Raw genomic sequence first — 11426 nt, 5'->3', positions numbered from 1 at the left:
GCCTGCGGATTTGGTCTCGTGGCGGTCTGGTTTTCGGGAAGCGGGTGCTCGATTTGCGCTCAGGTGATGTGTTCGCCGGTTACGTCATCGAACGCGAGCTGGGTCGCGGCGGTATGGGCTCGGTGTATCTGGCCAAACATCCGCGGCTGCCGCGCATGACGGCACTCAAGCTGCTCAATCAGGAGATGTTCGCCGACGACGAGATTCGCGCCCGCTTCATTCGCGAGGCGGATCTCGTCGCCCGGCTGGATCACCCGAATATCGTCACCGTCTACGACCGCGGTGACGAGGGCGAGCAGCTGTGGATCTCCATGCAGTACATCGACGGCGTGAACGCCTCCTCCATCGCGCCCGGCACCCTGCCGCCGCTGCGGGCCGCCCAGATCATCGCCGAGACGGCCAAGGCCCTCGACTACGCCCACGGCCTCGGTGTCCTGCATCGCGATGTGAAGCCCGCCAATATCCTGCTCGCCCGTTCCTCCTCCAAAACCGGCGCGGCCGAACGGGTCTACCTCACCGACTTCGGTATCGCCCGGCTGCGTGACGACACCGGCCATCTCACCCAGACCGGCACGGTGACCGCCACCCTCGCCTACGCCTCCCCCGAACAGCTCACCGGCGCGTCCCTCGACGGCCGCTCCGACCAGTACTCGTTGGCCTGCACGCTGTTCCAACTCCTCACCGGCGCGGTCCCCTTCGAGGGCACCAGCCCCGCCGCCGTCATTCGCGGCCACCTCCAGCAGCCGCCGCCCCCGGCGAGCCCGCTGCGCCAGCATCTCCCCCCGGCCATCGACGCGGTCCTCACCAAGGCCCTGTCCAAGCGCCCGGCCGAGCGCTTCCGCTCCTGCGTCGAATTCGCCGCCGCCGCCGAACGAGCCCTGCAGACGCCGCGCCCGGTCACCCCGCCGCGCCCGCCGACCCCCGCGCATCCGCAGCCGATCGTCGCGCCCCGCCCGCCCACGCCGGTGCGTCCCCAGCCGGTGATCCAGCCGCCGCCCAACCCGACGCCGTCCGCCCCACGCCCGCTGGTGGGCCCCGGCCCGGCGTACCCGAATCAGCGCCCGGCCTCCGGCCCGGCCCCGACCTATCCGGTACCCCCGGTCTCGGGCCCGTCCTACCCGAACCAGCAGGTCTCGACCCCGGCCTACCCGAACCAGCCCGCGCCGCAAACCTTCTCGAACCCCGCGGTCGCCCCCACCCCGAACTACAACGTCCCCACCTACCCACCCCGTACCACTCCCCCACCGACTTACCCACCCCCGCAAAAGAATTCGAACGCCACCGCCTGGCTCATCGCCGCCATCGTCGCGGTCCTGGTAATCGTCATCATCGTGATCGCGGTCATCGTAAGTTCTCTCTGACCCCGGCCCACGCCTTTCGGCACCGCGACATATTCACCCGGCTGTTTCGCACGGCGGATCTCGTGGGCTGGCCTCGGCGCAGCGGCTCTCGGCTGCGCTTCGCCAATGCCGGAGTGGTCGGCAACGCGCTGCTGCTCGCCTTCCTCACCTCCGGACCGGAGCTGGCCCCGTGAACGCATCGGCGGAATCGGCCCAACGGAACCGTTGTCACATTTACGTCGAATATATTTGCGGGAACAGCACGACAATCGATCCGGAATATGCATCGGATGCGCCGGCGAATCATCTTGTACCGTACAAGAATTAAATCTCGCGGCGAATTATGTTGTGCGACAATAGTTTCCGGTGCATTTCTCCAATCTACTGACTATCGGGTGTTTCACAAGTAGGCAACGGTGTGATATCTGTCTTGTTGCTAGCAAAACGGACCGGTCCGATCCCAATTGTCCGAATGCAAAGGCAAGCAGATTGACCAGCACAGTTGATAACCGCGCCAGGAAATGGCTGGCGATCGCCGTTGGCGCGTGCGCCGTTTCGGCTTTCGCCGCCGGACTGTCCGGAGGGGGCGCGGGCACCGCCGCGGCCGCACCGGGCGGCGGCCTCTCGCCCTATGTGGACACTTCGCTCTATCCGGCCTTCGACCTGCTCGCGAACAGTAAGGCCACGGGCGTCAAGCAATACAACCTCGCCTTCGTCACCGACGGTGGATCGTGTGTGCCGAAGTGGGGCGGGGTGACCGAGATCGGGCAGGACGCCGCGGCCAATCAGATCGGCGATTTCCGCAAGGCGGGCGGTGAGGTTCGGATCGCCTTCGGCGGGCAGACCGGAAGCGAGCTGGCCACCACCTGTTCCTCGGAATCGGCGCTGCAGTCCGCCTACGAGAAGGTGATCACCCAATATCAGGCCACAAAGCTCGATTTCGACATCGAGGGCGGCGCGATCGCCAATACCGCGGCGAATTCCCTGCGCGCACAGGTCATCGCGGCCCTGCAGCGGGCGCATCCGGGCCTGGCGGTCTCGTTCACCCTGCCGGTCATGCCGAGCGGGCTCACCCAGGACGGCATCAACCTGCTGTCCAATGCGGCGAGCAAGGGCGTGGATGTCAACGCGGTGAACATCATGGCCATGGACTACGGCTCGTCGTTCAATGGCGACATGGGCGAGTACGCCATCCAGGCGGCCACCGCCACCGAGAGCCAGGTCGATCAGGCACTCGGGCTCTCCAACTCGTGGAACAAGATCGCGGTCACCCCGATGATCGGCGTCAATGACGTCCAGGGCGAAACCTTCACCCTGGCCGACGCCGCCAAACTCGCCGACTTCGCCGCCGGCAAGGGCCTGGCCTGGACGTCCATGTGGTCGGCCACCCGGGACAAGCCGTGCCCCAACGGCGGCAGCTACGCCGATCCCACCTGTTCCGGGATTTCCCAGCAGGCCAATGCCTTCCAGCAGGCCCTGGGCGGCGGATCCGGATCGGGCGGCGGCACACCCACGACCGCGCCGACGACGACGAAGCCGACGACCACCACGGCCGCACCGACCACGACGCCGCAGCCGACCACGGTCCCGCCGACCACGACGACGAAGCCGACCACCACGGTCCCGGTCGTCACCACGACGGGCAATTCCTCGGCCCAGGCCTGGAAGGTGGGCGCGACCTACAAGGTCGGCGATGTCGTCACCTACGAGAACGCCACCTACCACTGCCTGCAGGCGCACACCGTGAACGACCCCACCTGGACCCCGGCCGCCACGCCCGCGCTCTGGGAAAAGGTGTAATCACCTGTGACGCGCGAAATCCGGCCGTCCGATCGCTCGGCATTCCCGAGCGGCCGGACGGCCGGGTCACGTGAACCTCGAGGTCAGAGGTCGGCGATGGCAGCCAAAGGTGGCGTCCGGGCGGCCCGGACCGCGGGCCACAGCGCGGCCAGCACGCCGACCACGCCGGAGGCGAGCAGCATCAGCACGATCTGCCCCCACGGCACCGCGATGGTCGCCAGGCCCAAGTCCTTGAGGGTGCGCAGGAATCCGACACCCAGGCCGAGACCCAACAGCACACCGACCACCGCGCCGAAGATCGCGATCAACATCGACTCCAGGTAGATGCTGCGGCGCACCTGCGGTCGCTGCATGCCCACCGCGCGCAGCATGCCGATCTCGCGACGCCGTTCCACCACCGAGAGCGCCAGGGTGTTCACGATGCCGAGAATGGCGATGACCACCGCGAGCGCGAGCAGGCCGTAGAGGATGGCCAGCAGGGTGTCGATCTGCTTGCCCTGCGCGCCCTTGAAGTCATTGCGGTCCTGGACCTGAACGATCACGTACTGCTCGGTGGCCTTCTCCAGATTCGTCCGCATGGCGGGCAGGTCCGCACCCGGCTGGCCGGTCACCAGCACCAGGAAGCTGGACTGGTAGCTGACCGGAACGGTCTTCTGGTACAGGGCCATCGGGGTGACCATGTTCTGCAGCAGCTGGGTGTCCTTGTAGATGCCGGCGATGTTCACCTTGAACTTCTTGTAGTCCATGGAGGTGATGTCGACGCTGTCGCCGACCTTCCAATCATGGTCTCCGGCAAAGGTTTCCGAGACCATGACGTCGTTGTCGCCGAGCTGGTCGGTGCCCTGCTTCATGGTGTAGTTGAGCACCTTGCTCATCTGCCCCTCGGGCGCGGTGCCGATCACCTGCTTGCCGTCGACCTTGAGCGCCACGCCGTGGAAGGCCACCACGTCCTTGACCTGCGACACCTGCTTGATGGTGTCGGTGGCCGCGAGCGGAACGCCGATGATGCCGCCGGGCGGTCCCGCCAGAATGTAATCGGCCTTCACACCCTTGTCGACCAGCTCGCTCACACTCGCCTTGGCCGAGGAGCCCAGCATGCCGATGGCCGACACCAGCATCAGGCCCAAGGTGAGCGCGAAGGCGGTGGCGGCGGTCCGGCGCGGATTGCGAATCGCGTTGTTGCGCGCCATCTTTCCGACCGGACCGAACGGCCGCACCAGCACGCTCAGCCCGGACACCACCGGCCGCGACAGCGCCGGGGACGCGAACAGGACCGCGAGAATCAATGCGGCGGCACCGATTCCGACCACCGAGGCCGCCCCGCCGCCGGTGCCGCGCGCACCCAGCACCACCAGCACCACACCGGCCACCGCCAGCACGGCGCCGATGATCGTGCGCACCCGCAGCGACTCACCGGACGAATTCGATTCCGAGCGCATGGCTTCCACCGGCGGCACCTTGGCCGCCCGCCGCGCCGGGGCGTACGCGCTGAGCACCGTCACCAGCGTGCCGACGCCGATGGCCACCAGCACCGTGCGCGGTTCCAGCGACATGGTCCCGGTGGGCAGACCCAGCTTGAACGCATTGAGCAGCCCGGACAGTCCGAACGCCAGGCCCACGCCCGCGGCCAGACCCAGTGCGCTGCCGATCAATCCGACGACCAGCGACTCCCCCACCACCGACCGCGAGATCTGCTGGCGGCTCGCGCCGACCGCGCGCAGCAGCGCCAGCTCGCGCAGCCGCTGGGCGACCAGCATGGAGAAGGTGTTGTAGATGATGAACGTGCCCACGATCAACGCGATGGAGCCGAAGGCGAGCAGGAAGTAGTTGATGAACTTCAGCGCATTGCCCAGCTGCGCCTTGAAGTCCTCGCGCACCTGATCGGCGTCCTGCACCTTGTAGTCGGGCAGCGCCTTCTTGATTTGATCGCGCAGATCATCGGCTTTCACACCGGGATTCGCGGCGATGTCGACGTAGGCGACGTGCAATCCGTCGGTGAACAGCTGCCGGGCCTGGGAGTCCTCGAACTGCAGGGCGATGAACCCACCGGTGTTCGAGGCGGCGATGCTGTAGATGCCCGACACCGTGACATCGATATTGCCCTTGGACGGGATCAACACCTTGGTCTTGTCGCCGACCTTCAGCCCGGCACGATCCGCACCGCTCTGATTGATGGCGATCTCACCGGGCTGGCTCGGCGGAGCGCCCGCCACGAATTTGTCCGGCTCGGCCACCGACTTGCCCGGGGGCAGATACGACTGGCCGATGGTCGGCGCGCCACCGGTCTGCACGGCGTGCCCGTCCTTCAACAGCACCACCGGCCCATTGACGCTGGGCGCCACCGTCTTCACGCCGTCGGTGTGGGAAAGCTTGTCCACCACATCGTTCGGGACGCCCAGCGACTGCTGCTCCTTCGGCGACACCCGCACGTCCACGCCCTTGGCCTGGGTGGCGAAAATGCCGTCGAAGGTGCTCTGCAGGGTGTCGGTGAAGATGAAAGACCCGGAGATGAAGGCGGTTCCGAGCACCACCGACAACACGGTCAGCACCAGGCGCACCTTGTGCGCGGCGAGATTGCGCAAGGCGACCTTGCGCATGGGATTGGTTGCCATCAGAGCGTCTCCAGCGACTTCATCTTGTCGAGCACAGAATCCGCTGTGGGCTCACGCAATTCGTCGACGATCCGGCCGTCGGCGAGGAACACGACGCGGTCGGCGTAGGAGGCGGCGCGCGGATCGTGGGTCACGATGACCACGGTCTGACCGAACTCGTCGACGGCCGCGCGCAGGATATTGAGCACCTCGCCGGAGGAGTGCGAGTCCAGATTGCCGGTCGGCTCGTCACCGAAGATGATGTCCGGCTTGCCCGCCAGCGCGCGGGCGCAGGCCACGCGCTGCTGCTGACCGCCCGACAGCTCGCTGGGTCGGTGGGTGAGCCGATCGCCCAGACCGAGCCGCTTGATCACGGTGGACAGCCACTCCTCATCGGCCTTGCGGCCCGCGATGTCCAGCGGCAGCGTGATGTTCTCCAGCGCCGTCAGGGTGGGCACCAGGTTGAAGGCCTGGAACACGAAGCCGATGCGGTCGCGCCGCAGCGCGGTGATCTGCTTGTCCGAGAGCCGGGTGAGATCCGTGTCACCGATGTGGACGGTGCCGCCGCTGGCCGCGTCCAGTCCGGCCAGGCAGTGCATGAGCGTCGACTTGCCGGAGCCCGAAGGGCCCATGATGGCGGTGAACTCGCCCTTGGCGAACTCGGCCGTCACCCCGTCCAAGGCCCGGACCTGCGTGTCACCCGATCCGTAGGTCTTCACCAGGTCGGTCGCGCGAGCGGCGACCGCGGCCGCGCCCTGGTCCAGGGTGACGGGATCCGAGACGTTCGAAGTCATGGTGTCCAGTGTGTCGAGCTTCGATGGCTCGTGCCATCCGGGAGGTCCCCCATGGGGTACTCCTCACAGACTCCACACAATTCGCCCGCGCGGCGAGCCCTCAATTGATTGGGGGCGGAATCTCAGTTGACCGGGGCCGAGCGCCACCAATCCAGCAGCTGGTCGTCGGTGGCCAGAAAGGCGGTGCTGTACATGAGGAAGGCGTGCTTGCCGTCCTGCGAGTGGAATTCGGTCACCAGCCGCGGGCGCAGCAGTGCACTGCCGCTGAGCTGGTAGTTCGTGTACAGATTGCCGTGCGCCTTGACGTCGGAGCGAGTGGCGGACAGCCCGTTGAGGGCCTCCTCGGCGTCGGCGGCCGAGCGGTACATGACGAATCGGTAGGTCGGGTGGCCGACGGTGCCCGCGCAATTCCATCCCACCGCGAAACCGCCCAGGTCGGGATCACCGGACCCGGTGTCGGGCGGCAGCGAGGAACGCTGGAAGGTCGTGCAGACCGCGCCCTGGTAGCCGGTGCCGGAGTTCGAGTCGGAATTCGGGTCCGCCTGCGGCAGCATCTGCGGGAAACGCTGGCTGAGGACCTGGGCGTCGGCCCCGGCGCTCTCGGGCAGGCCCGCGGCGGGGCCGGTGGTCTCGGTCTCCGTGGACTGGTCCGGGGCGGCCGGGGCGGGCGCCGCGGAGGTGACCGCCGGGGTGCGCGAGGTCCCGTGCTCATCGAGCCAGGCGACGACGCCGCCGATCGCCACGATCGGCAGCACCACGATGGCCGCCGCGCCGAGCAGACAGCCGCGCAGCCGGGAACGCTTGCGCTTGCGCGGCGGCGGCACGGGCCGGGGTGGCGCGGCGACGGGCGCGGCCGGAGCCAGCGCGGTGTACCGCGCGGTCCCGGGCCGAACCGCCGCGGTGTAGGGCGCGGTGCCGGGCCGAGCCGGGTACGGCGCGGTGCCCGAAGGCGATTGGGCGGGAGCGTAATTCGGCACGACCACGGTCGGGGCGGCCGGATTCTCCAGCGCGTGCTGGGCGGCGTTCGCGAACGCGGTGCACGAATCGAACCGTCCCTCGGGATGTTTCGCGAGGGCGCGCACCAGTACCGCGTCCAGCGACGGCGGCAGCCCCGGCCGCAATGTGCTGACCGGCGGCGGAGTCTGATTGAGGTGGCCGTGAATGATGCCCACCGGGTGCTCGGCATTGAACGGCACATCACCGGTGAGCAACCGGAACAGGGTGCAGGCCAGCGAGTACTGGTCCGAGCGCGGGTCCAGGGGCTGACCCGAAAGCTGTTCGGGCGAGGCGTAGGTCAGCGTCGCGGTGAACGACCCGGTCTGGGTGAGCTTGGTGCCGTCGTCGCGCAGCCGGGCGATGCCGAAGTCCGCCAAGAAGACTCGCGGCTCGTCGTCGGCGTATTCGAGCAGGATGTTGGCGGGCTTCACGTCCCGGTGCAGCACCCCGCGCCGATGCGCGAAATCCAAGGCCCGCGCGACCTCGACGATAATCCGAATCGCCTGGCGCGGAGGCAGATTCGCCGCCTCCAGCTGGGAGGCGTCGGGGCCGTCGATATAGCGCATGGCGATCCACGGCTGCGCGTCGTCGATGCCCCGGTCGTACACCGGCACGATGTTCGGATGCTCGAGCCGCGCGATCAGATCACCCTCGCGCTCGAACCGCTTGCGCACCTCGATATCGCCGAACACGTCCCGGCTGAGCAGCTTGAGCGCGATCAGCCGGGGTAGTCGAGGATGCCGGGCCAGATAGACCGACCCCATGCCGCCGCGCCCGAGCTCCCGTTCGATCTCGTACCCCGCGAACAACTCCCCGCTGCGCAGCACAAAGACCCTTTCGACCGACTCTCCTTCGGTTCGCGACCCTACGTGCCCGACGCGGGACTGTCATCCGCGCAGGTCAGCTCATGTGAGCGGGGCGCTCTTCCACCACTTGAGGACCGTGTCCATGGTGCCGGTGATGCCGTCGGTGTACATGAGGTACTGGGCGCGATTGGTGTCGCCGGTGAAGGCGGTCACCAGGCGCGGGTGGCTGTCGCCGGTGAGCTGGTAGTTGGTGTAGGCCTTGCCGCCGATCGGGTCGGTCGATTTGGCGTCCGGGTTCAGGCCGCCGATCACCGACTGCACATCGCTGGCCGAGGCGTAGGCGAAGATGCGATAGAACGGGTCAGCGTTGTCGCTGCCGCCGTAGCAGCGCCACTGGACCGTCCAGTCGCCGAAGTCGGGGGTGCCGTCGGTGGCGTCGGAGGAGACCGGCGAATCGGCTACCCAGCAGGTCGCGCCGTTGTAGCCCTTGCCGCCGGTCTTGGTGGCGGGCAACAGCTTCGGGAACTCCTTGGACGCCGCGGACCAGTCGATCTGCTTGGCGGCCGCGGGTGCGGCATTCGCGGAGGTGGTGACGACCGTGCCCTTGGCGGTGCTGGACTTGCCGCTGCCCGCGGCCACCACCACCGCGACCACCACGATGAGCAGCACCACCACGGCCAGGATGATGCCGATGATCAGACCGGTATTGGACTTCTGCGGCGCGGACCGATGCGCGCCGACGGGTGCCACCGGCGGACGCTGCGGCTGCGCCTGGGTCGGGTAGGTGTAGGACGGCGGCTGCGTGTACTGGTTGGTGCCGCGCCCGGTGTAGTTGCCGGTCACCGGCTTGGGCGGGGCCGGATTGACCTGTGTCGGAGCCGGATACGACAGGGCCGGGCCGGTGTGCGGGCGCGGCGCGGCGGTCGGCAGCTGACCACCGGTCGGCGGCATCCCCGTCGCCATCGGGCCGCCCGTCGGCATGGCTCCACCGGTGTACATGGGCATGCCGGTCGGCATCCCGCCGCCGGTCACGGGCGGGGCCACCTGGCTCGGGCCGCTCGTGTGCGGCAGGACCGGGATCGGCGGCGAGGTGCGACCGACCAGCGGCATCCCGGGCGCGCTCGGCTGGGCCAGCGCCCGGCGCGCGGCGGCCGCGAACTCGCCGCAGCTGGCGAAGCGGTCCTCGGGACGCTTGGCCATGGCCTTGGCGATCACCAGATCCAGCGACGGCGGCAGCCCGGCGCGCGCGGTGCTCAAAGGCGGTGGCGGGCTTTGCAAATGGCCCTGGATGACCGCCGCCGGGTTGGTGGCCGAGAACGGGCCGTTCCCGGTGAACAGCCAGAACAGCGTGCAGGCCAGCGAATACTGATCGGAGCGACCGTCCAGCGCGGACCCGGTCAGCTGCTCGGGCGAGGCGTAGGCCAGGGTCGCGGTGAAGGTGCCGGTCTGGGTGAGGTGACCGCTGTCGTCACGCAGTCGCGCGATGCCGAAGTCGGTCAGGTAGACCCGCTCGCCCTTACCGCCCGTGGACCGGGCCAGCAGGATATTGGCGGGCTTCACATCCCGGTGCAACACCTCGTTGCGATGCGCGTAGTCCAGCGCGTCGGCCATCTCGGCGACGATCTGCACCGCCCGCTCCGGCGGCAGGGTCTGCGGGTTCACGCTCGCGGCGTCGATGCCGTCGATGTACTGCATGGAGATCCACAGCTGACCGTCCTCGAGCCCCCGGTCGTAGACCGTCACAATATTGTGGTGGTCCAGCTGGGAGACCAGATCGGCCTCGCGCTCGAAGCGGGCGCGGACCTCCTTGTCGAAGACCATGTCCCGATTCAGCAGCTTGAGCGCGGTCAGACGCGGCAGCCGCGGATGCTTGGCCAGATAGACCGATCCCATGCCACCCCGGCCGAGCTGCCGTTCGATGACATACCCTGCAAAAACGTCACCTTCGGACAGCATGACGATCTCCCACTTTCCACTCCGCGTGCCGGGACCCACCAGCGCGCGAGGTACTACAGACGATCGGCGTGATCGTGAGGGCCGATCCGAAAACACCGAAACTGTAGCCGATTCGCGGCCTACCGAACTATCTACGCGCAGGCCGCTAACGCAACACTGAACGTTCGCTTGTAATCGGCAACCGGACTTTTGCTTGCGATCGCCGAGCGCCGCGGTGACCGCGCACGGGCTGTCGGGGGTCGGCGATACGCTGGCCCAATGCGTATTGGTGCTCACGTTCGTTCCGACAGCGACCCGATCGGCTTCGGGGAGAAGCTGGGGGCCGATGTCATTCAGATGTTCGTGGTGGATCCGCAGAGCTGGGACAAGCCCACCCCGCATCCCCGGGCCGAGGAGATCAAGGCCAGCGAGATCGACGTGGTGGTGCACTCGTCCTATCAGATCAATGTGGCCAGCCTGAACAACCGGCTGCGCATGCCCTCCCGCAACGCGGTGGCGCAGCAGGCCAAGGCCGCCGCCGAGCTGGGCGCGTTCGGGCTGGTGGTGCACGGCGGGCACGTGCGCTCCGACGCCGAGATGGTGGAGGGCTTCGTCAACTGGCGCAAGCTGTTCGAACGCCAGCAGGACAAGGGCGGGTTCGCGGTGCCCATCCTGATCGAGAACACCGCCGGCGGAAACCACGCCATGGCACGGTATTTCGACGATATCGGGCGGCTGTGGGACGCGGTCGGCGACTTCGGGGCCGGATTCTGCCTCGACACCTGCCACGCCTGGGCCGGGGGCGAGGAACTGGTCGGGATCGTGGAGCGGATCAAGGCCATCACCGGGCGCATCGATCTGGTGCATTTGAACTCCTCGCGCGACGCGTTCGATTCGGGCGCGGACCGGCACGCCAATTTCGCCGACGGGACCATCGATCCGCAGCTGCTCGCGGAGGTGTGCCGGACCGCGGGCGCGCCGGTGATTCTGGAGACCCCGGCCGAGGGTGTCGCCGAGGACCTGGCCTACCTGCGGGAGCACGTCGGGTAGGCGGTCCGCCGCCGAGGTCGCGCAGCCGTTTCGATCCGGCTGATCCTGAACCTGTTTCGGCGGGCATGACGCTGGTGTCCTGATGGGGGCCCGAATCCGGGCCGTTCCATTCGG

7 protein-coding genes are annotated in these 11426 nt (G+C 68.0%); 3 read left to right on the top strand and 4 right to left on the bottom strand.

Annotated features, from left to right (window positions below):
* Positions 1–53: 53 nt before the first annotated feature.
* Positions 54–1361 (top strand): serine/threonine-protein kinase, encoded by a 1308-nt coding sequence (locus VMT65_RS04235; RefSeq protein WP_326306584.1) that lies wholly within the window; start codon positions 54–56, stop codon positions 1359–1361.
* Between the two features lie 468 nt (positions 1362–1829).
* Positions 1830–3140 carry a carbohydrate-binding protein gene (locus VMT65_RS04230; protein ID WP_326306583.1) on the top strand — a complete coding sequence of 437 codons (1311 nt, stop codon included), beginning with the start codon at positions 1830–1832 and terminating at the stop codon, positions 3138–3140.
* 83 nt (positions 3141–3223) lie between these two features.
* On the opposite strand, the gene VMT65_RS04225 is transcribed toward VMT65_RS04230, so the two are convergent.
* The 4 genes from VMT65_RS04225 to VMT65_RS04210 all read right to left on the bottom strand — a co-directional run bounded on the left by VMT65_RS04225 (position 3224) and on the right by VMT65_RS04210 (position 10283).
* Entirely contained in the window at positions 3224–5752 is a 2529-nt protein-coding gene (locus VMT65_RS04225; protein WP_326306582.1) for an ABC transporter permease, read from the bottom strand.
* Positions 5752–6525: an ABC transporter ATP-binding protein gene (locus VMT65_RS04220; RefSeq protein WP_326306581.1), complete on the bottom strand. Its 774-nt coding sequence runs from the start codon at positions 6523–6525 to the stop codon at positions 5752–5754. The genes VMT65_RS04225 and VMT65_RS04220 overlap by 1 nt, the downstream gene beginning before the upstream one ends.
* A gap of 122 nt (positions 6526–6647) precedes the next feature.
* Positions 6648–8348: a serine/threonine-protein kinase gene (locus VMT65_RS04215; protein ID WP_326306580.1), complete on the bottom strand. Its 1701-nt coding sequence runs from the start codon at positions 8346–8348 to the stop codon at positions 6648–6650.
* A 78-nt stretch (positions 8349–8426) separates the two neighbouring features.
* On the bottom strand, positions 8427–10283 hold the full coding sequence (locus VMT65_RS04210; RefSeq protein WP_326306579.1) for a serine/threonine-protein kinase: 1857 nt from the start codon (positions 10281–10283) through the stop codon (positions 8427–8429).
* A 258-nt stretch (positions 10284–10541) separates the two neighbouring features.
* On the opposite strand from VMT65_RS04210, the gene VMT65_RS04205 reads away from it, so the two are divergent.
* Positions 10542–11312 carry a deoxyribonuclease IV gene (locus VMT65_RS04205; RefSeq protein WP_326306578.1) on the top strand — a complete coding sequence of 257 codons (771 nt, stop codon included), beginning with the start codon at positions 10542–10544 and terminating at the stop codon, positions 11310–11312.
* Positions 11313–11426: the final 114 nt, after the last annotated feature.

The organism is Nocardia sp. CDC153 (assembly GCF_035818515.1).
Taxonomy (GTDB): Bacteria; Actinomycetota; Actinomycetes; order Mycobacteriales; family Mycobacteriaceae; genus Nocardia.
Note: the sequence above shows the minus strand (reverse complement) of the source record. Positions and strands in the feature narration are given on the sequence as shown.

Excerpts from the sequence above, each read along its gene's own strand:
- VMT65_RS04210 (WP_326306579.1), bottom strand. The coding sequence starts at position 10,283 with ATGCTGTCCGAAGGTGACGTTTTTGCAGGGTATGTCATCGAACGGCAG.
- VMT65_RS04220 (WP_326306581.1), bottom strand. The coding sequence starts at position 6,525 with ATGACTTCGAACGTCTCGGATCCCGTCACCCTGGACCAGGGCGCGGCC.
- VMT65_RS04205 (WP_326306578.1), top strand. The coding sequence starts at position 10,542 with ATGCGTATTGGTGCTCACGTTCGTTCCGACAGCGACCCGATCGGCTTC.
- VMT65_RS04225 (WP_326306582.1), bottom strand. The coding sequence starts at position 5,752 with ATGGCAACCAATCCCATGCGCAAGGTCGCCTTGCGCAATCTCGCCGCG.